Genomic DNA, 26702 nt, shown 5'->3' with positions numbered 1-26702 from the left:
GCAATCTCCTAGAAAACTGGGGCAGACTCCTGAATGGAGGCACCCCAGCAAGCAGCGTCGTGCGGGGACGTATGCGTGAGAGAAGTAAGCGATGAGTTCACCGACCTCGGTTGGTCCCGGAGACTCGTCGGCGCGCGCGTTCCCCTTGTCACCCGCGCAAACGGGGATGTGGCTCGCGCAGCACGTCGAGCCCACGGTTCCGGTGTCGGTCGCCCAGTACGTCGACATCCACGGCGATCTCGACCGGGGCGTCCTGACGTCCGCGTGTGTCCGGGCGGCGGCCGAGTTCGAGTCGTTCTTCCTGCAGATCTCCGAGGTCGACGGGCAACCGCTGCAATGGGTGGAATCGAGCCTGGACGCTCCCGTCGGCTACCTCGATTTCCGGGATACGCCGGACCCCGAGGTGTCGGCGCACACGTGGATGCGCACCGAAACCGCCGATCCGATCGACATCCAACGTGACCGCCTGACCGTCTCGTTCCTTCTCCACGTCGGGCACCACCACTACTTCTGGTATTCGCGCGCCCACCACATCGCGATGGACGGTTTCGGGTCCGTCACGATGCTCTACCGGATCGCCGCGCTCTACACCGCCGCGGTGCACGGACTGCCGCCACCCGCGAGCAGGCCCGTCGGTCTGCGGCGCATCCAGGAACTCGAGACCGACTACCGCACCTCCGCCCGCCGGGAGTCCGACCGGGACTACTGGACCGAGACGATGCGCGGTGTCACGCACGCGAGCACCCTCGCGCGCGGATCCGCCCCGGCGACCGCCGGTTCCCGGGACGTCAGCGGAACGTTGAGCACCAAGGCCGTCGATCAGCTCGAGAAATGCGCGGCAGCGCACGGCGTCAATCCCGCGACGCTCACCGTCTGCGCGGTCGCGGGCTATCTGGCGCGAATGACCGGAGAGGACGACGTCACGCTCAGCCTGCCCGTGTCGGCCCGCACGACGGCGGCGCTGCGCCGGTCCGGCGGCATGGTGTCCAATGTGGTGCCGCTGCGCATCACGTCCGCGGGGACGGCGACCATCGGCGATCTGGTGTCCCGTACGCGACTCGTGATGTCGGGCGCCCTGCGACATCAGCGGTACCGGCACGAGGACATCCGCGCGGACCTCGGGAACACGGTGTCCGGGCCGCGACTGTTCGGCCCCGCCGTCAACATCATGCTGTTCCCCGAGGAGTTCGAACTCGGTTCGCTGCGGAGCCAATTGCATGTGCTGTCCTCGGGTCCGATCGAAGACCTCCTGGTGAACCTGTATCGGTACGGTCCCCGCGGACGTGTGCACCTAGATTTCAAGGCGAACCCGCGACTGTATTCGCAAGACGAGCTCGCGGGACACCACACGAGATTCCTGCGATACTTCCGGCACTTTCTCGACGCCGATGCCGCCCACCCGATCGGTCGACTCCCTGTCCTCACCGAGAACGAAACCGCGGCGCTGGTCCCCTTCCCCGGACCTCCCGACAGCGTCCCGGTCACGCTCGCCGACGTGTTCCGCGCCTCCGCCGCACAGCATCCGGACGCGACCGCCGTCGTCAGCGCCGGCCGCACGATCAGCTACCGCGAACTCGACGGCCGATCGGATCGAGTCGCTGCGGCGCTGGCGCGGAGTGGCGTCGGGTCCGGCGACATCGTCGCGGTGGCTCTGCCTCGGTCGTCCGACTACGTCTGCGCGGTGTGGGCCGTCGCGAAGACGGGGGCCGCCTTCCTGCCGGTGGATCCGAACTACCCGGTCCCCCGCGTTCAGCACCTGCTCGACGACTCCCACGCGGCAGTCGGGTTGACGTCCGCGGAGTACGCAACCACACTGCCGGACAAACCCGAGTGGCTACTGCTCGATGAGACAGTCGGCTCGAGTGTCCACGATTTCCCTACGCCGGCAATACGACTCGACGACGCCGCCTACCTCATCTACACCTCCGGATCGACGGGAGTTCCCAAGGGAGTCGTGGTCACCCACCGCGGAATCGCCAATCTGGTCTCCACACAGCGAACCCGGCTCGATCTCGACAGCGCGGCAAGGGTACTGCATGTCGCCTCGCCGAGCTTCGACGCCTCCGTCTTCGAGATGCTGATGGCCTTCGGCTCCGGCGCTGCTCTCGTCATCGCCCCACCCGCAGTGTTCGGCGGTGCCCCTCTGGCGCAGCTGATAGCCACCGAACGTGTCACACACGCGGTGATCACCCCGTCGGTCCTGGCGTCGATGGAACCCGGAGGAGGTCTGCGCACCCTCGTCGTCGCCGGTGAGAAGTGTCCACCGGAACTGGTGTCTCGGTGGGCCTCCCGATGCCGGATGATCGACGCGTACGGTCCGGCGGAGACCACGGTCATGGCAACGGTCAGCGAGCCCCTCGCCGAGCTGGGACCGGTCACCATCGGCCGGCCGATCCACGGAACGAGGGCCGTCGTCCTCGACCACCGGCTCCGTCCGGTCCCCGTCGGAGTGGTCGGCGAGCTGTATGTGGCGGGGACCGCCCTGGCCCGCGGCTATCACCGCAATGCCCGGCAGACGTCGGAACGGTTCGTCGCCGATCCGTACGGGCCGCCGGGCACCCGCATGTACCGCACCGGCGACACCGTCCGCTGGACCCGCGACCACGAACTCGAGTACCTCGGACGCAGCGACGAACAGGTGAACCTCCGGGGTCTGCGCGTCGAACCCGGCGAGATCGACGCCACACTCCGCCGGCATCCGGCGGTTCGATTCGCCGTCACCGTGATTCGCACGCAGACGGCCGGCGATCAGCTCGTATCGTATGTGGTGAGCGCCGACACCGTGACCGAGCAGGAGTTGCTGTCGTTCCTCACCGCCGAACTGCCCCCGCATCTCGTGCCGGCCGCCGTCGTCGTGCTCCCCCACATTCCGTTGACCCCATCGGGCAAGCTCGACCACGCCGCTCTCCCCGAGCACAGCCTCCGGTCACGTTCCCGGACCGCGCCCGACACCGAGCGCGAACGGACGCTCCACGCCCTCTTCGCCGACATCCTCGGGACGTCCGAATTCGGTGTGGACGAGTCGTTCTTCGCGCTCGGCGGCGACAGCATCATGGCGATCCAATTGGCCTCCCGAGCGCGGCGTGCGGGATTCTCGTTCACTCCGCGTGACGTGTTCGAGCAGCGGACGATCTCCCGTCTCGGCCAAGTGGCCGGAAACGACGTCGACAGACCCACCCTCGCGGAACTTCCGGGCGGCGGGATCGGCGACATGCCGCTCACCCCGGCCGCCCGATTCCTCCTCGACCGAGCAGGCGTCATCGACCGATACGCCCAGGCCGTGGTGGTGGAACTGCCACGCGCTATCGATCCCGACACGCTGGACTGTGTGATCGGCGCCGTCGTCGATCGGCACGACGCACTGCGGGCGCGCCTCGTGCGCCGCTCGGACGGGACGGCGTTTCTCACCGTGAGCCCGGCAGGCACACCGCTGCCGGAGGGCACGATCCTGCGGGTCCCGCTGTCCGCCCACGCCGACCCGGCGCAGCGGACGCGGGCAGAACACGAGTCCGCGATCCGCCGGTTGAATCCGGTTGCGGGCGTGATGATGCAGTGCGTCTGGCTCGACCCCGGACCGGAAGACACCACCCGCGCCGGGCGGCTCCTCCTCGTCGCCCATCACCTGGTGATCGACGGGGTCTCGTGGCGAATCCTGATCGGTGATCTCGCTGCAGCGTGGGCGCAGGTGGAGGCGGGGGTATCGCCCACTCTCGCACCGGTCGGCACCTCGCTGCGCCGGTGGTCGCACGGCCTGATCGAGGAGGCGCAGCGGACGGGCCGCAGGTCCGAGCTGGCGTTCTGGCGTGAGATGACCGCGTACGAGGATTCGCCGCTCGGCACCCGCCCCCGCGACGCGCGGCGTGACGTGAATTCCACCGTGGAGCGGATCCACACGGAAGTGTCTGCGACCGTCACGCACTCGTTGCTCACCGGACTCCCCGCCGCCTTCCGCTGTGAGGTCAACGACGCACTGCTCACCGCCCTCACCCTTGCCCTCGCGCAGTGGCAGCGCCGGCGGGGACGACCGGCCACCGCGCCGGTGATCCGGCTCGAGGGCCACGGCCGCGAGGAGGCGGTGCTCCCCGGCGCCGACCTTTCCCGCACCGTCGGGTGGTTCACCAGCATCTATCCGATCCGCCTCGACCTCGGGGACGTCGACCTGGACGAGGCGTTCGCGGGCGGCCGCTCCGCGAGCACCGCGATCAAGTTGGTCAAGGAACAGTTGCGTGCGGTGCCCGACAAGGGCGTCGGCTACGGGCTGTTGCGGTATCCGGGGGGCGGCGTCGGCCAGATCGCCTTCAACTACCTGGGTCGTCTCGATACCTCGGAGACCGAACGTGATTGGCGCCCGGTGCGGGACGGCACGACCCTGTTCTCGTCGGCCGAGCCGTCGATGCCGGTCACCGCGCTGATCGACATCACCGCGCTCACCACCCACGGCGTCCTCGACGCCACCTTCGCATACCCGACGGGTGCGATCGGATCCGAGGACGTGCGGGCGCTGGCCGATCTGTGGGAGCAGGCGCTGACGGCGCTCGCCGCGGTGGCGCGTTCTCCGCACGCCGGTGGCCTGACCCCGTCCGATCTGCCGCTCGTCGCCGTGGACCGGAACGACATCGACGAGTGGGAGCGGGACCGTCCAGGTCTGCTCGACGTGTGGCCGCTGACGCCGTTGCAGTCGGGCCTGCTGTTCCACGCGGCGCTCGCGGGCACGGATGTCGATCCGTATGCGATGCAGGTGATCCTGACCCTGTCCGGGCGCCTCGATCAGGATCGGCTCCGGCGCGCGTGCGTCGCTGTCGTCGCGGGACACGCGAACCTGCGCACCGCGTTCGTGCGCGACAGTCGCGGTGTCCCGGTGCAACTCGTGCTCGACGACGTGCCGCTGCGGTGGCGGCACGTCGACCTCACGGACGATGGTGCCGAGGAGATCCTGCTCGACGACCGCACCACCCGCTTCGACATGTCTGCCCCACCGCTGATTCGGTTCATTCTGCTGATGCGCGGGCCGAACCGCGCCGAACTGGCGATCACCGCCCACCACATCGTGTTGGACGGCTGGTCGATGCCGTTGCTGGTGCGCGAACTCTTCACCGCCTACCAACGCGACGAGGTCCGCACCGAGTCGCCGGATTCGAGCCCGTACCGCGACTTCCTGGAATGGCTGGCGGCGAGGGATGCCGCCGCGTCGGCGCGGGCGTGGGTCGCGGAACTCGACGGCATCACCGAGCCTGCCGCCCTGGCCGAGCCCACCCCCAGCACGTCCGAGGCGGTGCTGGATCTGAGCGAGGACGACACCCGCAAGCTGACCGCGCGAGCGACAGAACTCGGCGTCACGATGAGCACCGTGGTGCAGGCGGCCTGGGGAATTGTTCTCGGGCAGGCGACCGCCCGGGGAGACGTCGTGATCGGCGCGACCGTGTCCGGCAGGCCCGCGGACCTCGCCGGTGTGGAGCGTGCGGTGGGGTTGTTCGTCAACACTGTGCCCGTGCGGATTCCGCTGGACCCCGACATCGACACCGCCGCACTGCTCACCCGCCTGCAGGCCGACCACGTCCGTCTCCTCGAACACCAGCACCTGGGTCTGGCGGACATCCAGCAGGCGGTCGGCGTGGCGCCGCTGTTCGACACGCTGGTCGCGTTCGAGTCGTACCCCGTGGACCGCACCGCGCTGCCGGAACCCGTGGACGAACTCTCGCTGGACGGCGTTCGCGCACACGACGCCTCGCACTACGCCGTGACGCTCGCGGTGACGGTGTCCCGGACCCTGCGGCTGACGGCGAAGTGCCGGTCGCGACGGTACGACGAGAAAGCCCTGCTCGCCCGGGCCGGCCGCGTCCTCGAGTGCATCGGCAGGGATCCGCACGTCGTCCTCGGCAGGCTCGACCTCCTCGGCGATCAGGAGCGGGAGCGGGTTCTGCGCACGTGGAACGCGACGGACGCACCGGTGCCCTCGCAGACCCTGGTGGACCTGTTCGACGCGCAGGTCGCGCGTTCCCCGGAGGCCGTTGCGGTGGTCTTCGGCCCGGGTCGACTGACGTACGCGGAGATCGACGCACGGGTGAATCGGCTCGCCCGGTATCTCGTCGCGAAGGGAATCGGACCGGAAACCGTCGTCGGTGTCGCGGCTCCCCGCTCGATTCAGCTTCTCGTCGCGCTGCACGCGGTGTTGAAGGCCGGCGGCGCCTACCTGCCGATGGACCCCGAGCATCCACTCGGGCGAACGGCACTCGTCATCGACGCGGCCGCACCCGCGCTGGTCCTCACGTCCGATTCCCGGAATCGCACGGTCCCGGACGGAGTCGCCGTCGTGGATCTCGATCTGCTCGACCTCACCGGGTACGCCCCCCGATCGATCACGGATTCCGAGCGACGCGCACCGCTGCATCCGGCGAACACCGCGTACCTCATCTACACGTCCGGTTCCACCGGCCGGCCCAAGGGCGTGACGGTGACCCACGAGATGATGGTGAACCAGTTTCGCTGGGCGCAGACGCTGACTCCGCTCGACGGTTCCGATGCGGTACTGCACAAGACCCCGCTCACCTTCGACATTTCCGCGTGGGAACTGCTGTGGCCCCTGCACACCGGTGCACGGGTGGTGATCGCCGAACCCGGCGGCCACCGCGATCCCCGCTACCTCGCCCGCATCATCGCGCAGGAGTCGATCACGACTCTCCATGTCGTTCCGTCGATGCTCGACGCCTTCCTGGACCAGTGCGGGCCGCGGGCGCTCTCGACGCTGCGCCGCGTGTACTCGGCGGGCGAACCTCTGTCCGCGGCGACGGCATCGCGATTCAGGGAACGCAGTACCGCCAGGCTGTACAACTGGTACGGCCCGTGCGAGGCGGCGGCGGCGACCTCGGAGTTGTTCGACAGCAACGAGTTCGGCACCGCGGTCGCGATCGGCCGTCCCGTTCACAACATACGTACGTATGTACTCGACAGCCGGCTCCGACCGGTGCCGGTCGGGACGAGGGGCGAGTTGTACCTCGCCGGTGCGTATGTGGCGCGCGGATATGCCGGGCGCCCCGATCTGACCGCCGAACGCTTCGTGGCCGACCCCTTCGGCGCAACGGGCGGCCGGATGTACCGCACCGGCGACGTGGTGCGGTGGAACGAGTCGGGCCGGCTCGAGTATCTCGGGCGCAGCGACTTCCAGATCAAACTCCGCGGCCAGCGCATCGAACCCGGCGAGATCGAGTCCGCACTCACGTCCGACCCGGCGGTGACACACGCGGCGGTCACGGTGCACCGCGACCCGGAAACGGGAGACCGGCTGATCGCCTACGTCGTGCCCGCGGACGGTGCGGCGCCGGACGAGCGCCGGATCGTCGACCGTCTCGCCGGTCTGCTCCCGGCCTACATGATTCCCTCCGCCGTCGTTCCGCTCCCGGCGATGCCGCTGACGACCAGTGGAAAGCTGGATCGCGCCGCCCTACCGGAACCGGCGCCCGCGCAGACTGCATCCGATCCGCCCGCCACCCCCACCGAGGACGTGGTCGCGTTCGTGTTCGCGGAGGTCACCGGCAGTGGCGGGGTAGGAAGAAACGACAACTTCTTTGCGGCGGGCGGAAACTCGCTGACCGCGGCGCAGGCCGTCGCCCGCGTCGGAGCCGCGCTGGGAACGTCCGTCGACATCCGCGAACTGTTCGACCACCCGACGGTCGCTGAACTGTCCGAGTATCTCGCGAAACGAACACACGAGACCGAGCGGCCGCCCCTCGTCCCCCACGCCCCGACCGCCCACGTGCCGCTGTCCCTCGCCCAGCAGCGAGTGTGGTTCCTGAACCGTCTCGACGGCCGCTCGGCCACCGACAGCATTCCCGTCGTGCTCCGCCTCACCGGCACGCTCGACGAATCGGCCTTGTGTGCGGCGGTGGGTGACGTGATCGAACGGCACGAACCCCTGCGCACCGTCTACCCCGAGCACGACGGAATCCCCTGCCAGCACGTTCTTCCCGCCTCCGCGGTGCCGCCGTGCACGGTGCGGGAGACGACGGACCCGGTCGGCCGGGTGCGCGACCTGCTGTCGGCGGGATTCGACCTCACTGCCGAACCCCCGGTTCGCACCGAACTTCTCGCGGTCAGCGCGGACGAGTGGGTACTGACCCTCGTCGTCCATCACATCAGCGCCGACGGGTTCTCGCTGGGACCGCTCGCCCGGGACGTGATGACGGCGTATCGCGCTCGGGCGCGGGGCGACCTTCCGGTCTGGACGCCCCTTCCCGTCAAATACGCCGACTACGCCCTCTGGCAGCATGAAATGCAGGACGGACAATGGGGCCTCGCGTATTGGACGCAGACCCTGTCCCGGTTGCCCGAACTGCTCCCTCTGCCGTTCGACCGTGTCCGCCCGCCCGTCGCGACGCACCGCGGCGCGAGCGTCGAGTTCACTCTCGACGCCGAGATTCATCGGCGGATTCGTGCTCTCGCGCGCACGAACGACGCCACTCCGTTCATGGTGGTGCACGCGGCGCTGGCCGTCCTCGCGGCCAGGCTCGGCGATACCTCGGACATCGTCGTCGGCACGCCTACCGCGGGACGCGGGCCCCGCGCACTCGACGACCTCGTCGGGATGTTCGTCAACACACTGGTGCTACGGACAGACGTCGCGCTGAACGACACGTTCGCCGACATACTCACCCGCGTGCGCAACGTCGATCTCGCCGCGTACGCCCACGCGGACGTCTCGTTCGAGGAAGTTGTGGAGGCGGTCGCGCCCGCTCGATCCCGTAGTCGCAATCCACTGTTCCAGCTGGCGCTCGCCTATCACAACACGGTGCCGGTCGTGATCGATCTGCCGGAGGTTTCCGCCGAGATCGTCGAGATCGAGACGCACACCGCGAAATTCGACCTGCAGCTGACGGTCACCGAATCGGTCGACGACGCGGGCGACCCGGGACCGTTGTCGTGCGTCTTCACCTACGCCACCGATCTGTTCGACGACGCCACGGTCGCGGGATTCGCGGACCGATTCCAGCGCATTCTGCGGGCCGCGCTGGCACACCCGGCCGTCGTGATCGGCGACGTCGACGTGCGGGACGTCGCGGAGCAGCGGGCGCGGCACGACGGACCGCCGTCGTTGCCGCAACGCACCCTGCCCGACCTGATGTCCGCCGCCGCCCGGCAGAATCCGGGAGGATCGGCGCTGACCGCGGACGGCCGGTCGATGACGTATCGCGAACTCGACGCCGAGTCGAATCGGCTCGCCCGCGCCCTGCTGCTGCGTGGGGTCGGACCCGGGGCACTCGTGGCCCTCGGGGTGCCGCGGTCCGCCCTGTCCGTCGTCTCCGTGTGGGCGGTCGCGAAGACCGGTGCCGCGTTCGTGCCCGTCGACCCGCACTACCCCGCCGCGCGGGTCGAGTATCTGATGGCCGACTCCGGCGCCGCCCTCGGGCTGACCACCGCCGCGGACCGCGAGGCCCTGCCGGACGATACGGACTGGCTGGTGCTCGACGACCCGGACTTCCGAACCGAATGTCGCGGTTACTCTTCGGCCCCGGTCACCGATGCCGACCGTGCTCGGCCGCTGGATGCGCGCCATCCGGCGTACGTGATCTACACGTCCGGTTCGACGGGAAACCCCAAGGGAGTGGTGGTGACCCACACCGGTCTCGCCGACTTCACTGCGGAGCAGCGGGACCGGTATTCGGTGACGGCGTCGTCGCGCACGCTGCACGCTTCGTCTCCCAGCTTCGACGGCGCGGTGCTGGAGATGCTGCTCGCGCTCGGTACGGGCGCCTGCCTGGTGCTCGCACCGCCGACGGTCCGGGGCGACGATCAACTCACGGACCTGCTGGCCCGCGAGCGGGTCAGCCACGTGTTCACCACGCCTACGGTGCTGGCGACCGTCGACCCGCGCGGCCTGCACGACCTGCGGGTCGTCGTGGTGGGCGGCGAACCCTGCCCGCCACAACTCGTTGCGGTGTGGGCGGCGCAGCAACAGATCGCCGTGTACAACGGCTACGGTCCGACCGAGACGACGATCATGACGAGTATCAGTGATCCCATGGCGGCCGGCGAGCCGGTCACGATCGGCCGTCCGGTCCGCGGCGCCGCCGTGCTTCTGCTGGATTCGCGTCTGCACCCGGTGCCGACGGGAGTGGCAGGCGAACTCTACATCTGCGGGCCGGGCGTCGCACGCGGCTACCATCGCAGGCCCGCGCTGACCGCCGCACGCTTCGCCGCCTCCCCGTTCGCCACCTCCGGGGAGCGGATGTACCGGACGGGTGATGTGGGCCGGTGGCGTCGCGACGGGTCGATCGAGTATCTGTACCGCAACGACTCGCAGATCGAACTGCGCGGCGTCCGAATCGAACTCGGCGAGGTCGACGCGACCCTCCTCACCCATCCGGCCGTGCGATTCGCGGCGACCGATGTGCGTGAACTGCGGGACGGCGTCGACGCACTCGTGTCGTACGTGCTCCCGGCACGGAACGAGACAGTCGATCCCGATCAGCTGATCCGCTTCGCGGCGACGCGCCTGCCGACGCCGCTGGTGCCCGCGATGGTGGTCGTGGTGGACGCAGTGCCGCTCACCGTGAACGGGAAGCTGGACCGCTCGGCACTACCCGACCCCGTTCCTGCGGCCACCGAGTTCGAGGCGCCGCACACGCCCGCCGAACGGGTGGTGGCGACAGCGTTCGCCGAGGTGCTCGGACTCGACCTCGTGGGGCGCGACGAAAACTTCTTCGCCCTGGGCGGCAGTTCCCTGTCCGCCACGCGTGCCGCATCCCGGATAGGTGCCGCGCTGGAGACGACGGTGCCGGTGCGCGCGCTGTTCGACACGCCGACCGTTTCCGCGCTCGCGGCGGCCGTCGCCGAGCAGACCGACGGCGCGACGCACGTCGCCCTGACCGTGCGTCCGCGCCCCGCCCGCGTGCCGCTGTCGCCTGCGCAGCAACGACTGTGGTTCCTCGCCCGCCTCGCCCCCGGCTCCCCCGAATACACCATCCCGATGGCATTGCGGCTCACCGGGACACTCGACGTCGATGCCCTCACCGCGGCCGTCGCGGACGTGGTGGGCCGTCACGAACCGCTGCGCACCCTGTATCCCGACAACGACGGCGTCGCGTACCAGCAGTTGGTCCCGGTGTCGCGGGCCGCTCCCACGCTCCGACCGGCACCCGTGCCCCGCGGTGACGTCGGCGCGCGGGTCGCGACGTTCGCGTCGAAGGGTTTCGCGCTGGGCGCCGAACCGCCGATCCGTGCACGGCTGTTCGCCCTCGCCCCCGACGAGTGGGTGCTCGCCGTCATGATCCATCACATCAGCGCGGACGGGTTCTCGGTGCCGCTACTCGTCCGCGATCTGATGACCGCCTACCAGGCGCGGGTCTCGGGCGCGGCGCCGCGGTGGGCCGAACTGCCCGTCCAGTACACGGACTACACCCTGTGGCAGCACGAACTGCTGGGCGACCGCGACGATCCACAGTCCGTTGCCGCGCAGCAACTGTCGTACTGGAAGGACACGTTGTCGGGTGCGCCGGAACAGCTGTCCCTCCCTGCCGACCGGCCGCATCCCGCCATCGCGTCGCACCGCGGCGGCACAGTCGAATTCGCGCTCGACGACGCTCTCTACCGTGCGGTCGAGCACACCGCCACGACCCTTGCCGTCACCCCGTTCATGGTCGTGCACGCGGCGTTCGCGGTGCTCCTCGCGAGGCTCAGCGGATCCACCGACATCGTGATCGGCACTCCCGTCGCGGGACGCGGGGATCAGGCCCTCGACGAACTGGTGGGCATGTTCGTCAACAACCTGGTCCTGCGCACCCAGGTGATTCCCGCGGAAAGCTTCGCGGAACTGCTCGGCCGCGTACGAGAAGGCGACCTGGACGCGTTCGCGCACTCCACCGTTCCGTTCGAAACCGTGGTCGAGGTGCTCGATCCCGCCCGGTCACGCGCACGCAATCCGCTGTTCCAGGTGGCCCTCGCGTTCCAGAACCTCGATCACGCCCAGCTCACCCTGCCCGGACTCCGGGTGTCGGCGATGGCTCCCCCTACCCGGTCGGCCCGATTCGACCTGCAACTCACCGTGACCGCCGATCCGGACCCGTGGACGGAACGTCCCAGGCGCGCAGCCGTATTCACGTACGCCACCGATCTGTTCGACCACCACACCGTCGCGGACATCGGCGAGCGCTTCATCCGGACGTTGAGCGAGGCGGTCGCACAACCGGGTACGGCCGTCGGCGACCTCGCCCTCCTCGATCCGGACCCGGACATCCCCACCTCGGCGCCGTCCTCCGGTGAGACCCTCGTCGATCTGTTCGAGCGGCAGGTCGCCGCCGCACCCGACGCGATCGCCGTCGTCTCCGGAGACCGAACACTCACCTATCGTGAACTAGACGAACAGGTCAATCGCCTCGCCCGGCACCTGATCGGCGCCGGCGTCGGCCCGGAAGCCATGGTGGGCCTGGCGATTCGCCGCTCCGTCGATCTCCTGGTCGGAATGTATGCCGTCGCGAAGGCGGGGGCGGCGTACGTGCCGATCGACCCCGATCAGCCCGCTCAGCGCAACGCCCGGGTCATCCGGTCGTCGGCCGCACGCGCCGTCCTCACCACCGAGCGCGATCGGTTCGACCTCTCCGACGTCCTGCCCACGGAGACGCTGCTCTCCGTCATCGACCGGGTGGACCTCTCCGGTATCGATCCGTCGCCGATCTCCGACCTGGACCGGATCGCGCCCCTGCGGGCGCAGAACCCCGCGTACGTGATCCACACGTCGGGGTCGACGGGCACCCCGAAGGGTGTCGTCGTGACCCATGCGGCCGTCGTGAGCTTCCTGAACTGGCGTCAGGACACCGACCCGCTCGGCGCGGACGACACGGTGATGCTCAAGTTGCAGTACACGTTCGACGCCTCGGTCCGCGAATTCTGGTGGCCGCTGATCGCCGGTGCGCGGCTGGTGATCGCTCGACCGGACGGCCACCGCGACCCGCGGCATCTCGCCGGGCTGATCGGACGGCACCGGGTGACCGCGGGATACTTCCTTCCCTTGATGCTGGCCGAGATCCTGGCGATCCCCGACGCGGACCTCACGTCACTGCGACAGGTGTCCTGCGGCGGGGAGGTCCTGCCGCCCGGCACGGCACACAGTGTCCACGCGCGGTGCCCGGCCGCCGTGCTGTACAACGAGTACGGCCCGACCGAGACGGCGGTCGCCGTGACCCGTACGGTCGTCGAAACCGTGGACGCGACCGTCCCGATCGGCGTGCCGCAGAGGGGCGTCGGCGTGCTCGTCCTGGATTCGCGGCTGCATCCGGTGCCCGTCGGCGTTCCGGGTGAGCTCTACCTGGCGGGTGCCCAGTTGGCGCGCGGCTATCTCGGGCAGCCGGGGGTGACGGCCTCCCGATTCCCGGCAAATCCGTGGGGACCGCCCGGTCACCGGATGTACCGGACCGGCGACGTGGTGAGTCGCCGCAGCGACGGCACGATCGACTACCTCGGCCGGCGCGATCTCCAGGTGAAGATCCGCGGCCAGCGCGTCGAACTGGAGGAGATCGAGACGGCGCTGCGACACAATGCCGCCGTCGCGCAGTCCGCGGCGGCCGTGTACGAATCAGCCGGCACGGGCGCCCGGCTGGTCGGCTACGTGGTGCCGCGTCCGGGCATGGTGGTGGATACCCGTGCCGTGTCGGCGGAACTGGCGCAGCGGCTGCCCCGGTACATGGTGCCCAACCAGATCGTGGTGCTGGCGGCGCTGCCGTCGACACCGCACGGCAAGCTGGATCGGCGGGCGCTTCCGGATCCGGGTGTGCCACGGGCGCAGCGGTTCCGTCCCCCGACGACCCGCACCGAGAAACTGGTCACCGCGGTGTTCGCGGACGTTCTCGGCACAGGCCTGGTGGGCTTGGACGACAATTTCTTCGAACTGGGCGGCAACTCCCTGTCCGCGACCAGGGCGGCGTCACGGCTGCACGCCACGACTCGGGTCGAGGTCCGGCTCGACTGGTTCTTCGCCGACGCGACCGCGGAGAGCATCGCCGCGAGAATCTCGTCGAGTTTCGCCGCGGCCTCCGACACCTCCGCCGGGCTCGGGGTGCTGCTGCCGCTGCATCCGGACGGCAGTCGCGAGCCGCTGTTCTGCATCCATCCGGCCATCGGGTTGGCCTGGTGCTATGCGGGACTGAGTGCGCATCTCGGCCCCGACCGTCCCGTCTGGGGTGTGCAGTCCCCCGCCGTGACCGTGCCCGTCGAACGGTTTTCGTCTATCGCCCAGCGGGCCCATCGATACGTGGAAGAGATTCGCCGTGTGCAGCCGCGGGGGCCGTACCACCTGCTCGGGTACTCGGTCGGGGGCGTGATCGCGCACGCGATGGCCGTCGAGTTGCGCACGGTCGGCGAGGAGGTCGGTGTGCTCGCGATGATCGACAGCTACGCGTCGGCGGAGCGGGACACCCCGGCACCGACACTGCCGGAACTGCTCACGGAATTCGGCGGCGCGGCGTCGGAGCAGCTCGGGCCGGAGCAGCTGACCCGGTTGTACGAGGACTACGTCGACGTCGTCGACGCTGCCGCCGACTTCGTTCCGCGACACTTCGATGGGAGCCTGGTGTTCTTCGGCGCTGCCGGGGACGGATCCCAACCTGTTGCAGCGAGCGGGACGTGGCGACCGTGGATCGGTGGGGACGTGATCGCCCACACCGTCGACCGCCCTCACGCGCGGATGACCGACCCGGAAGCGCTGGCCGTCATCGGGCCGATCCTGGCCGGATACCTCGCGGGCGCCTCAGCCGCCGACGGGACGGAGAATCCACCATCCACCCAGGGCGAGGCAGCTCAGCGTCACGAGTAGGGACAAGGCCACCCAGACGATGCCGGGAACGCGGGTGAGCCGCGCCAGCTGATCCGCATCCGACTCCGGGGCTGCGCCGCGGGCGCGTTGCCGCTGCAGTTCGAGGACCGGGCGCGGCGCGGCGACGAGCATGAACAGGGTGATCAGATATGCCGCGGCCACCTGCTGGTCCTGCGTCCCGAACCACACGAGTCCGAACAGCAGCGCCCCCACCACCGTGAGGGAGAACAAGCCGTACAGGTTCCGGACGAGGATCAGCATGGCCGCGAGAGCCACGACACCGATCCACAGCACCGCGACCGCGTGCTGGGTGCCCAGCACCCAGGCCGCGCCGAGCCCCAGAACGGCGGGACCCACGTAACCGGCGAACGTCATGAGGACCACGCCGAGCCCGGTCGGTTTACCGGACGAGATGGCGACACCCGACGTGTCCGAGTGCAGCCGCACCCCCTTCAGCGTTCGGCCGAACAGCAGGGCGACCACCAGATGCGCGCCCTCGTGCACGATGGTCACCACGTTGCGGGTGAGCCGCCAGGCGTGCGGTTCGAGGACGAGTATCACCGCCACCACCGCCGTGACCTGAACGATCCAGGGAGCCGGCGCGGGGCTGACGGCGCTCATGCGCTCCCACAGCGATTGAATTCCAGTCATCGGCGCCGAGTGTACGGCGACCGGCTGATCACTCCCTGCGTGCCAGCTGTGGAATCAATCCGCCCGCGAGCACGTCGTCGACCTGACGTGGGGACAGCCGGTGACGCACCGGGATCTCCACGTCACGGGTCGAGTCGAACAGGGTCAGGTGGGGGCCGGAACGAATGGCCTCCCGGACCCCGTCGAGGATCAGCACGTCGTCCTGCCGGATCGTGTCGTAATCGTCCGGGTTCTCGAATTCGAGCGCGAGTACACCGAAGTTGGCGAGGTTCTGCCAGTGGATGCGGGCGAACGAGGTGGCGATCACCGCGTGCAACCCCAGGTAGCGCGGGGTGATCGCGGCGTGCTCACGCGAGGAACCCTGCCCGTAGTTGTCACCGCCGACGATGAAATGCCCGGTGGTCTTTGCCGTCTCCTCCGCGCGCGCCGGATAGGTCTCGTCCACCTGGGTGAACGTGAACCGGGACAGCTTGGGAATGTTGGAACGGAACGGCAGGGCCCGCGCCCCGGCCGGAGAGATCTCGTCGGTGGAGATGTTGTCACCGACCTTGAGAAGTACCGGGGCCTCGATGCGGTCGGGCAGGGGCGGAAACTCGGGCAGGGACGAGATGTTGGGCCCCTTCACGAGTTCGACGTGCCGAGCTTCCTCCTCGGGCAGCGGGGCCACCAGCATGGCCGTGTTGACGGTGGCCTCGTCCGGAAGCGTGATCTCCGGGTAGGGCATCCCCACTTTCTCCGCCCAGTCCCGCGGGTCGGTGATCACCCCGGTGAGTGCCGACGCGGCCGCCGTCTCGGGTGAACACAGCCACACGGAATCCTCGCGGGTGCCCGAGCGTCCCGGAAAATTGCGGGGCATCGTCCGGAGAGAATTCCGGCCGGTCGCCGGCGCCTGGCCCATCCCGATACAGCCCATGCAGCCGGATTGATGAATTCGCGCGCCCGCCACGACGAGTTCGAGCGTGGCGCCCATCTTGGTCAGGTCGGAGAGGATCTCCCGCGAACTCGGATTGACGTCGAAGCTCACGCTCGGGTCGGTCTGCCTCCCTGACACCATCGCCGCAGCGATCGCGAAGTCGCGCAGTCCGGGATTGGCGGACGACCCGATCACCACCTGGCTGACGTCCTCACCGGCGACCTCCCGGACGGGCACCACGTTTCCCGGCGAAGACGGTTTCGCGATCAGCGGCTCGATCGTCGACAGGTCGAGGCGTTCGTGCACGTCGTATTCCGCGCCTGCATCGGCGAGCAGTTCCACGAAGTCGTCTTCCCTGCCCTCGGCGCGCAGGAAATCGCGGACGGCGTCGTCGGCGGGAAAGATGGACGTCGTTGCGCCCAGTTCGGCGCCCATGTTCGCGATCACGTGACGATCCATCGCCGTCAACGTCGCGAGCCCCTCACCGTGGTATTCGATGATTCTGTTGAGCCCGCCCTTGACCCCGTGGCGGCGGAGCATTTCGAGGATGACGTCCTTCGCCGAAGTCCAGTCGGGGAGCCTGCCGGTCAACTCCACACCCCAAATCTGAGGCATCCGCAGGTGCAGGGGCTGACCCGCGATCGCCATGGCGACCTCGAGCCCACCGACGCCGATCGCGAGCATGCCCAGCGATCCCGCCGCCGGTGTGTGCGAGTCGGAACCGACCATGGTCTTGCCGGGAACACCGAAGCGCTGCATGTGGGTGGGATGAGAGACCCCGTTGCCCGGCTTCGAGAACCACAACCCGTACCGCAGGGCGGCGGTGCGGAGGAACTCGTGGTCCTCCGCGTTCTTCTCGTCGGTCTGCAGCAGATTGTGGTCGACGTACTGTGCGCTCAACTCGGTCTTGATGCGATCGAGGTGGAGCGCCTCGAGTTCCTGCATGACCAGGGTTCCGGTGGCGTCCTGGGTGAGGGTCTGGTCGATCCGGATCGAGATCTCCTCGCCCGGTTCCATCCGGCCGTCGAGGAGGTGTGCACCGATGACCTTGCGGGCGACATTGTCCGACATCGCTGATCCCTTCGTCGTACCTCCAGGATGCGCCGGAGCCACGGCGAGGGCCAGCGCCCGGAACAGGTCCGGCACTCGACAGGACAATCTTCGACTATCTAGGCAAATTCGTAGAGAGAGCTAGATTCCGCTAGTCGTTCTGCGCGCGGAGATACTTGCCGAAGTGCGGCACAGTGAATCCGATCGATCCGCGCTCGGCCGAATAGATGAGGCCCTTCTTGATCAGCCCGTCCCGCGCCGGTGACAGCGACGCAGGTTTGCGGCCGAGCTCGGAGGCGATCGCCGACGTGGCGACCGGTCCGTCGTCCCCGGAGAGGTCGGCCATCGCCCGCATGTACTCCCGCTCGGCAGGCGTCGCGCGCTCGTACCGCGATCCGAAGAACCCGACCGCGAGTTCCTCCTCCGCGGTCGGCGCGGCCACCCGCACGTCCTCCTCGGTGATCGGGCTGGCCGCGGCCACATCCCACGTCGCCTTGCCGTAGGCCTGGACGAAATAGGGGTAGCCGTCCGCGGCGGCATACAACGCGTCGAGCGCCTCGTCCGTGAACTTCACATCCTCCCGCTCGGCGGGCGCGATCAATGCCCGATCGGCCGACACCCGGTCCAGCCGGTCGATGCGGTGGTAGCTGAACAGCCGCTCCGAATAGCTCTTGGACGCCGAGAGCACCGCGGGCAGGTGCGGAAGTCCGGCTCCGACCACGATCAGCGGCGCCGCGTCCTGGCTGAGCTCGTGGCACGCCCCGCACACCGCCGAGACGTCCGCGGCGCCGAGGTCCTGCATCTCGTCGATGAACAGTGCGATCCCGACCCCGACGTCGCGGGCCAGGGACGACGCGTCGAGCAGCAGTTCCACCAGGTCGATCTCGATGTCCCCGGAATCGGCGCGCCCCTTCACGGCGGGGGCGTCGATGCCCGGCTGCCACCGCTCCCGCATACCCTTGTCGGCCGTCGCGCGCAGGGCGAACGACTTCAGGACGCCGAGGAACTCCTCCACCCGGTCGGGGTCGCGATGCGAGCCCGCGATCTCCCGAACCGCCATGTGCAACGCCGACGACAGCGGCCTCCGCAGATCCTGATCCGGGCGAGCCTCGATCTTCCCCGTGCCCCACCGCCGCGAGATGGCGGCCGACCGCAGGTGGTTCAGCAGAACCGTCTTCCCGACCCCGCGCAGACCCGTGAGCATCACACTGCGTTCCGGGCGGCCGCGCGCGATCCGCTCCAGCACCACATCGAACGCGTCGAGCTGCCTGGTTCGGCCCGCGAGCTCCGGCGGGCGTTGCCCAGCGCCGGGCGCATAGGGGTTACGGACAGGGTCCATGGCCACGAAGGTAACAACCTCTGTTGCCGAATCTGCGCTCATCTAGCGCGTGTCCTAGATCCCGCTATGAAGTCGTAGCGGGGGTGGTGACTTCAGCACCCTTCGGTGCCTATCGACGATCGCGTGTTCCCCCGAGGCTGGATGCAGCACCAGGAACAGGGAGAACACCATGATCGAATTGGACGCCAGAGCCGAGTTGGAACGACTCGCGCCATACGCCGCGACGGGCGACGAAGACGCAGTCGAAGAGGTTCTCCGCATCGCACACCCCCTCGTGCACCGCTACTGCACGAGCCGGCTCGAGTCGGTGGATCACCCGCACGCCACCGCCGACGACGTCACCCAGGATGTGTGCCTCGCGTTGATGAGCTCCCTGCGGACGTACGAGAACCAGGGGAAGTCGTTGCTGTCGTTCATCTTCGGCATCGCCGCGCACAAGGTGTCCGACGCGCGGCGACGCGCCACCCGGTTGTCCGCACCAACCACCGCGCGCGGCGCTGCCGCACATCACGTGGTGGACGTCGAGGACGGCCCCGAGCATCACGTCCTGCGCCGCGAATTGCGCGGCGAGATGGGTCAGCTCGTCGAGACCCTTCCGGTCCGGCATCAGCAGATCCTCTTCATGCGCGTCATCGTGGGAATGTCGGCCGAGCAGACGGCACGGGTCCTCGACACCACACCGGGCGCCGTCCGCGTCGCCCAGCACCGGGCACTGAGCCACCTGCGGGCGCGGATCGGGCACGGGCCCGCCCGCTGAGAGTTCCCGCTCCGTCGTTGCCAACTGCGGGGCCGAGTGGTCCGATGTATTCATGAGCGCACCCGACACAGTCCTGGTCGCGATCGGAACGAAGAAGGGCCTGTGGCTGGCCACCAGCCGCGACCGCGCCACCTGGTCGCTGTCGGGCCCACATTTCCTGATGAACGAGATTCCCAGTATCGGGATCGACACGCGGGGTGGACGCACCCGCATCCTGGTCGGGGTCCGGTCCGAACACTGGGGTCCCACCGTCGCGCACTCCGACGATCTGGGTGCCACCTGGACCGAACCGGACCACGGCGCCATCCGCTTCGGCGACGGTGACGGCGCCGCGCTCGAGCGGGTGTGGCAGCTCCGGCCCGACACGGACGGCCGTCCGGGCGTCGTGTGGGCGGGGTGCGAACCCATCTCGGTGTGGCGGTCGGTCGACGGCGGCGAGCATTTCGACCTCGAACGCGGACTGTGGGACCATCCGCACCGCCCCGAGTGGGGAGCCGGATACGGCGGCGCCGCAGCACATTCCGTCGTACCTCATCCGCACGACGACAACACGGTGCATGTCGCGATGAGCACCGGAGGGGTCTACCGCACCACGGACGGGGGCGCGTCCTGGGAGCCGCGCAACACCGGGATCACGGCCTACTTCCTGCCGGACCCGAACCCGGAGTTCGGCCAGTGCGTCCACAAGATCGCCCGCGACGCCGTCGCCCCCGACCGGTTGTACGCCCAGAACCATCACGGCGTCTACCGCTCCGACGACAGCGGCGACACGTGGAAATCGATCGCGGACGGACTGCCGACGGACTTCGGGTTCGTGATGCTCACCCATCCCCGCCGCGAGGGAACCATCTGGGTCGTTCCGATCGAAGCGGACGGCAAACGGATCCCACCCGACGGCCGGCTGGCCGTCTACCGGAGCGAGGACGCCGGGAACAGCTGGACCCGCCTCGACAGCGGTCTGCCGGAACGCGACTACAACGTGGTGCTCCGCGACGCCGCGGCGGTGGACGCCGCCGACCCGGTCGGGGTGTATTTCGGCACGCGTGGCGGCGAGGTCTACGGGAGCGCCGACGAGGGCGCCTCGTTCGGCACGGTCGCGGCGCACCTGCCCGACGTCCTGTGCGTGCGGGCCGCGGTGATCGCATCATGAGCGAGGGCGTCACCGTGCGGGTTCCGCGGGCGCTGGCGTCGATCGTCGGTGGTGAACGCTCCGTGCATGTGCCCCTCGACACCGCCTCGACGGTGTCCCACGTGCTCGACGTCCTCGCGGGAGACTTCCCGATTCTCGGCCGCCGGATTCGCGACGAGACCGGCGCCCTGCGGCGGTACGTCAACGTCTACGTGGACGGCGAGGACGTCCGGCTCCTCGGCGGTGTCGGCACCGAGGTGACGCCCGGGCAGGAACTGCAGATCCTGCAGTCCGTGGCCGGCGGGTGAGCAGGACTATTCGGCCAGCTCCATCGCCACTGCCCGGGTGGGCGCCCCGTCACCGGCCTCCAGGGCGATCGGCAGGAGGCTGACGAGCGGGTCCGGGAAGTCGATCCGGTCGAGCCCGCACAGATTCTCGCCGATCACTCCGCCGGCGTCCGCGATCAGATGGTGCACCGGGTATCCCGCGTCGGCGTGCTCCCCGGCCGGTGTCTCGTCGATGCTGGGGGCGTCGAGGCAGAACGTCCGCACCCCCCGTTCGAGCAGAAGAGCACACGCCGCGGGGTCCAGGAACGGATGCGTGTAATAGGCATCCGTTCCGTAGTGCCGAGACCACCCGGTATGGAATACGGCGATGTCGCCCGGCCCGACGACCCCAGCCCGGGACATGATCAGTTCGCGGGTAATCCGCTGTCGCGCAACGAGCTCGCGCAGGTCGAACACGACGCCGCGGCCCACGAACAGCTCCGGTGCCAGCTCGTCGACGGTCGCGGCCCCCGCCTTCAGATGCGCCGGGGCGTCGACATGTGTCCCGGACTGCGAACCGATTCTGACGTCCAGCACGTTGTAGCCGTCGCGCTCGAGGGTGCAGTGCCGGATCAGCGTCGGCACCGGGTCGCCGGGATACACCTGCATCCCCGGCCCGATGGTGTGTGACAGATCCACGATTTTCCGCACGTGTGGCATCGCTCGATTGTCCGGCCTCGGGGTCACGCGTACCGCGATATGCTCGATGACGAGCGAAGAGGTGGTGGAATGACCGATTTTGACCCGCTCGCCACCCAGCGTGAGTCGGTGTCGAAGACCCTCGCGGCCGAGCTGTCCGCAGTCGGTCTCGAGGATGCCAGGGAGATCGGGCACGGTGGCTTCGGGGTGGTCTATCGGTGTGCGCAACCGGAACTCGATCGAACCGTGGCGGTCAAGGTCCTCACCGCGGCGCTCGATGCGGAGAACCTCGAACGGTTCCTGCGGGAGCAGCGCGCCATGGGCCGGCTGAGCGGCCACCCGCACATCGTCAACATCATGCAGGTCGGGACGACCGACGCCGGCCGGCCGTACATCGTGATGCAGTTCCATCCCCACGATTCGCTGGACGCGCAGATCCGCAGGCGCGGGCCCATCCCCTGGAGCGACGCCCTGCGGATCGGGGTGAAACTTGCCGGTGCGCTCGAAACCGCGCACCGGGTGGGCATCCTCCACCGCGACGTCAAACCGGGAAACATCCTGCTGACGGAGTACGGCGAACCGCAGCTCACCGATTTCGGGATCGCCCGGATGTCGGGGGCGTTCGAAACGACGGCGGGCACCGTCACCGGCTCCCCCGCCTTCACCGCCCCCGAGGTGCTGTCGGGGCGGACCCCGACGGCCGCCTCCGACGTGTACAGCCTCGGTGCGACCCTGTTCAGCGCGATCACCGGGCACGCGGCCTTCGAACGGCACAACGGGGAGGAGGTGATCGCGCAGTTCCTGCGCATCACCACGCAACCCGTCCCGGACCTGCGGACCGAGGGTTTCCCCGAGGACCTCAGCGCCGTGATCCAGCGGGCGATGTCCGGTAGTCCGGAAGATCGCCCCGCGTCCGCCGCCGCGTTCGGGGACGAGCTGCGGGAAGTCGAACGCCACCACGGATTGGCGGTGGACGAGATGGCGATGCCCGTCGACGCCGGGGTCCACCACCTCGAGGAGTCCTCGCCCGGAGCGGTCTCGACCGTCTCCGGTCCGTTCCGGACCTCCACGACCGGACGGGCGCGATACGCGTCGACGCCGCCGCCCGCGCCGGCCACCCGGTTCCGGCCGCCCGCCGCGACCCGCCAGCTCGTGGAGCGGGGACGGCTGATCGAGCTGCTGCGGGCCGGACGCCGACGCCTGCTGACCGTGATCCACGGCCCCACCGGGTTCGGCAAGAGCACCCTGGCCGCCCAGTGGCGGAACGTCCTCGCCGACGAGGGCGTGGCCGTCGCGTGGCTCACCGTCGACAGCGACGACGACAACGTGGTCTGGTTCGTCGCGCACCTCATCGAGGCGATCCGACGCGTGCGTCCCAACCTGGCCAAGGAACTCGGCCAGGTCCTGGAGGAGCACGACGACGAGGCCGAACGCTACGTGCTCACCTCGCTCGTCAACCAGATCCACGAGAGCGGCGAACGGATCGCCCTGATCATCGACGACTGGCAGCGCGTGTCCGAGCCCGCGACGATCGCCGCCCTGGAGTTCCTCCTCGACAACGGTTGTCACCACCTGCAGGTCGTGGTGACGAGCCGAACCAGGGCCGGGTTGCCGATGAGTCGCATGCGCGTCAAGGACGAACTCGTCGAAATCGACTACTCGGAACTGCGTTTCGACGATTCCGAGGCCCGGTCGTTCCTCGTCGACCTCGGTGGCCTGCCCCTCGACAGCGACGACGTCACGGAACTCCGCGACTCCACCGACGGGTGGGTGGCCGCGCTCCAACTGGCGTCGCTGTCGCTGCGCGGGCGAGCGGACCCCTCGGAGTTGATCGCCGGACTGTCCGGGCGGCACCACGCGATCGGCGAATTTCTCGCCGAGAACGTCCTCGACACCCTCGAACCCGAGATGCTCGACTTCCTGCTGGCGACCTCGATCACCGAACGCACGTGCGGCAGCCTCGCCGGCGCCCTCGCACACACCGCGCGCGGGCAGGCGATGCTCGAGGCCGCCGAGGACCGGGACCTGTTCCTGCGCCACATCGACGACGAGCGAACGTGGTTCCGCTACCACACCCTGTTCGCCGAGTTCCTGCGCCGCCGGCTCGAACGCGACCAACCCGACCGGGTCCGGGAACTGCACCGCGTCGCGTCCCGGTGGTTCTGCGACCACAGCCTGCTCCGCGAGGCCGTCGACCACGCCCTCGCCGGCGGCGAAGAGCAACGCGCCGTGGAACTCGTCGAGGCCGACGGACTGATACTGCTCGAGCAGTCCCAGGCGGCGACGTTGTCGGCGGTGGTCGACAAGCTGCCACCGGCTCTTGTCGCCGCGAGCGCCCGGCTGCAGGTCACGACGGCGTGGGCGCACGCGATGGCGAACCGGACCATGGCCGCCGAACGCTCGCTCGAGCGAGCCGAATGGGCGCTCGAACACAGCGGTGCGAGCGCGAGCGACACAGCGGATCTGCGGGCGGAGGCGGGCGTCGTCCGTGCGGTGGCCGAACTGCGCAACGACCGCAGCGACCGGATCGACGAACTCGCCGCCGACTGCCTGGCGCGGCCGGAGGCGATGGCCCCGTGGGTGGTGTGCGCCGCTTTCAACGTCATCACGTTCGCCGCCGTGTACCGCTTCGACTTCGCCGAGGTGCGCAGGATCCAGGAAGTCGGCAAGCCCTACTACGAACGGAACAAGGGACCGCACAACGTCGTTCACGGCCAGAGCTATCTCGGTGTCGCGTCCTACGAGCAGCTCGACATCGACGACGCCGTCGACCATTTCCGGCGGGCTCGCCGAGCCGCCAGGAAACTGGGCGGTCCGCGAACGCCGTCCGCCCGGCTCGCGGGGTCGCTGCTCGGCGAGGTGCTCTACGAACGCGGGGACGTCGAAGAAGCCGAACGACTCCTCGACGACGGATACACCCTCGCCGTCGAGACCGGCGGGGTGGACTTCAAGGTCGCCCGGTTCGTCACCGGCGCTCACGTCAAGGCGCTGCGGGGCGACCGTGAGGAGGCGACGACACGTCTGCACGCCGGACTCGAGGTGGCCGAGACCTACTCCCTCGCCCGCCTGCGGGCCCGCGTCGAGAACGAACGGAGGCGGCTCGGCATCACCCCGCATCCCACGCTGGGGGCACCGGTCCCGGTCCGGCACGAGGACCGGCGGCGCCCGGTGTCGGGCATCGACGAGATCGTCGCGCAGATCGAGGAGACCACCGCGATTCGGATGCTGCTCGCCACCGGGGCGCACGCGAACATCGAGCTGGCGTGCACCTGGGCGCAGGAGTGGACCGACCGGCTGGCCGGCACCGGCCGCAACCGCGCCTACCTGCTGGCCGAGCGCCTCCGGGTGGCGTGCCTCGCCGCCGCGGGCCGCGACGACGAGGCGAAGCAGGCCCTCGCCTCCATCGCCTCGATCTGCGCGGCGCGCGGACTCCACCGCATACTTCCCGACGGCGGACCCTTCGTCGTCGCCCTGGTCGCGGATCTCCGGGCAGATCAGCTGGCCGGAGAATGGCGGCCGGATTGGGCGACGGTGCCCTCCGACTTTCTCGAGGAGCTACAGAACTCGACCGCTCCGTACACGATGTGACCGCGGTCAGGACGGCGTGGGCGCCCCGTCCAGGATCAGTCCCGCGGCACGCAGGTCATCCCAGAACTCGGCCGGGATCGGGTGTTCGAGCCAGGCCGCGTTCTGCCGCAACTGCTCGCAGTTCCGTGCGCCCAGCAGAAGTTCCCGCACCGCGGGATGCGCGGCCGCGAACTGAATCGATGCGGCCGCCAACGGAACCCGATGACGCTCGCAGACCTTCTCGATGTCGCGCACCCGGCTCAGCACCTCTGCGGATGCGGGCTGGTAATTGAACTTGGCGCCCGGCACCGCACCGGTGGCCAGGATGCCCGAATTGAACACACCCCCGAGGACGATCGCGACATCGCGCTCCACCGCGAGCGGCAGCAGGTCCTTCACCGGATCCTGCTCGAGCAGTGTGTATCTCCCCGCGAGGAGAACGCAGTCGAGATCGACACGTTCGAGGGCATCGACGCAGACGTCGGCCTCGTTGACCCCGACGCCGATTGCCCGGACCACGCCCTCCTCCCGCAACCGGATCAGCGCGGGGAACGCACCCTCGAGCGCTTCCGCGAACCGCGCGGGCTGGGCGTCGCCGTGTGTGTACTTGTCGACGTCGTGCACGTAGAGGATGTCGAATCTGTCCTGGCACATGCGGTGCAGGCTGTCCTCCACCTGCCGCAGGACCGCGTCGTACGAGTAGTCGAAGTCGGCCCGGAACGGCGGGGTGTCCACCCAGATTCCGGTGTCGAACGACCCACGCGGCGCGGGGGTCAACGTGCGCCCCACCTTCGTGGACAACACGTAGTCGTCGCGGTCCCTCGTCAGCAGAGCATGGCCCACCCGGTGCTCGGACAGTCCGTGCCCGTACATGGGTGCGGTGTCGAACGAACGCACCCCCATGTCCCAGGCTTCGGCGATCTGAGCCTGGGCCTCCACCTCGGGGATCGGCCGGAAGATGTTGCCGATGGGCGCACCGCCGTAGCCGAGCAGGGTCACGTCGAACCCTGCGCGCCCGAACGTCCGAGTGTCGTTCACCTTCATGGATTCCCGCTTCCGTTGCCGAGGAACAGAGTGCCCGGGTCGCGCATCACGACGTCCATCTCACGAAGGCACACGACCTTGATCGCCGCGACGACGAGCTCCGAATAGAACTGGTCGTGGAACCACTTGTCGCCGCTGTATGCCACGACCAGCCCGCCCTCGCCCACCGCGCTGCCACCCCACTTTGTCCAACCCTGCTGGTAGAGGTAGGGATGCAGCTGCTGCACGGCATGCGACGGCAGACCGGTGGTCCAGCTGATCCGCGCTTTCGACTCGGCAATCGCGTCGTACGGCCCGGCCCAGTCCTTCCCGTCACCCCAGCTGCGGCGGAAGACGACGGGCAACTCCGCATCGGGGGAAGGGGCGACGCCCGGCCGGAGCACGACGAGATGCCCCGGGGATCCGTGGGAGAGGTTCTCGATCGACGGCCGAGCCAGCTCGACCGCCTCGCGGGCCACGTCCTCGGTCAGTCCGGAAAAATTGGTCATCC

Annotated in this window: 11 protein-coding genes; 5 read left to right on the top strand and 6 right to left on the bottom strand. The window is 69.2% G+C overall.

The genetic code is table 11. The annotated features are described in order from the left end of the window. Nucleotides 1–91: 91 nt before the first annotated feature. Nucleotides 92–14797, top strand: coding sequence for a non-ribosomal peptide synthetase (locus tag OYT95_RS26660; RefSeq protein ID WP_268789585.1), 14706 nt, complete (start codon nucleotides 92–94; stop codon nucleotides 14795–14797). On the opposite strand, the gene OYT95_RS26655 is transcribed toward OYT95_RS26660, so the two are convergent. The 3 genes from OYT95_RS26655 to OYT95_RS26645 form a co-directional block, all read right to left on the bottom strand. Beyond that, a complete protein-coding gene (locus OYT95_RS26655) occupies nucleotides 14732–15448 on the bottom strand; it encodes a M50 family metallopeptidase (protein WP_112302496.1) in 717 nt (238 codons plus the stop codon). The genes OYT95_RS26660 and OYT95_RS26655 overlap by 66 nt on opposite strands. 28 nt (nucleotides 15449–15476) lie before the next feature. Continuing rightward, nucleotides 15477–17432 (bottom strand): aconitate hydratase, encoded by a 1956-nt coding sequence (locus tag OYT95_RS26650; RefSeq protein ID WP_268789584.1) that lies wholly within the window; start codon nucleotides 17430–17432, stop codon nucleotides 15477–15479. Nucleotides 17433–17562: 130 nt separating this feature from the next. Then, complete coding sequence (locus OYT95_RS26645; protein ID WP_029539211.1) at nucleotides 17563–18750, bottom strand: AAA family ATPase; 1188 nt, start codon at nucleotides 18748–18750, stop codon at nucleotides 17563–17565. Nucleotides 18751–18919: 169 nt separating this feature from the next. Here OYT95_RS26645 and shbA point away from each other — a divergent pair, with 169 nt between their 5' ends. The 3 genes from shbA to OYT95_RS26630 are packed head-to-tail and all read left to right on the top strand — an operon-like array spanning nucleotide 18920 to nucleotide 20944. After that, a complete protein-coding gene (shbA, locus tag OYT95_RS26640) occupies nucleotides 18920–19507 on the top strand; it encodes an RNA polymerase sigma factor ShbA (RefSeq protein ID WP_009475065.1) in 588 nt (195 codons plus the stop codon). Nucleotides 19508–19559: 52 nt separating this feature from the next. Then, nucleotides 19560–20657: a WD40/YVTN/BNR-like repeat-containing protein gene (locus OYT95_RS26635; RefSeq protein WP_037225746.1), complete on the top strand. Its 1098-nt coding sequence runs from the start codon at nucleotides 19560–19562 to the stop codon at nucleotides 20655–20657. Next, on the top strand, nucleotides 20654–20944 hold the full coding sequence (locus OYT95_RS26630) for a MoaD/ThiS family protein (protein ID WP_112302560.1): 291 nt from the start codon (nucleotides 20654–20656) through the stop codon (nucleotides 20942–20944). Before OYT95_RS26635 ends, OYT95_RS26630 begins: the two co-directional genes overlap by 4 nt. 6 nt (nucleotides 20945–20950) lie before the next feature. Here the strand turns inward: OYT95_RS26630 and OYT95_RS26625 are convergent, their stop codons facing one another. Further along, nucleotides 20951–21622, bottom strand: a complete 672-nt coding sequence (locus tag OYT95_RS26625) for a cyclase family protein (RefSeq protein WP_268789583.1) — start codon at nucleotides 21620–21622, stop codon at nucleotides 20951–20953. 69 nt (nucleotides 21623–21691) lie between these two features. Between OYT95_RS26625 and OYT95_RS26620 the strand changes: the two genes are divergently transcribed. Beyond that, nucleotides 21692–25189: a serine/threonine-protein kinase gene (locus OYT95_RS26620; protein WP_268789582.1), complete on the top strand. Its 3498-nt coding sequence runs from the start codon at nucleotides 21692–21694 to the stop codon at nucleotides 25187–25189. 6 nt (nucleotides 25190–25195) lie between these two features. Here the strand turns inward: OYT95_RS26620 and OYT95_RS26615 are convergent, their stop codons facing one another. Then, nucleotides 25196–26212, bottom strand: coding sequence for an aldo/keto reductase (locus tag OYT95_RS26615; protein ID WP_268789581.1), 1017 nt, complete (start codon nucleotides 26210–26212; stop codon nucleotides 25196–25198). After that, a complete protein-coding gene (locus tag OYT95_RS26610; protein ID WP_268789580.1) occupies nucleotides 26209–26700 on the bottom strand; it encodes a hypothetical protein in 492 nt (163 codons plus the stop codon). Before OYT95_RS26610 ends, OYT95_RS26615 begins: the two co-directional genes overlap by 4 nt. Nucleotides 26701–26702 lie beyond the last annotated feature (2 nt).

Source organism: Rhodococcus sp. JS3073 (assembly GCF_026810085.1).
Classification (GTDB): domain Bacteria; phylum Actinomycetota; class Actinomycetes; order Mycobacteriales; family Mycobacteriaceae; genus Rhodococcus_F; species Rhodococcus_F wratislaviensis.
The sequence above is the reverse complement of the archived record's forward strand: the minus strand, read 5'-3'. Positions and strand labels throughout refer to the sequence as shown.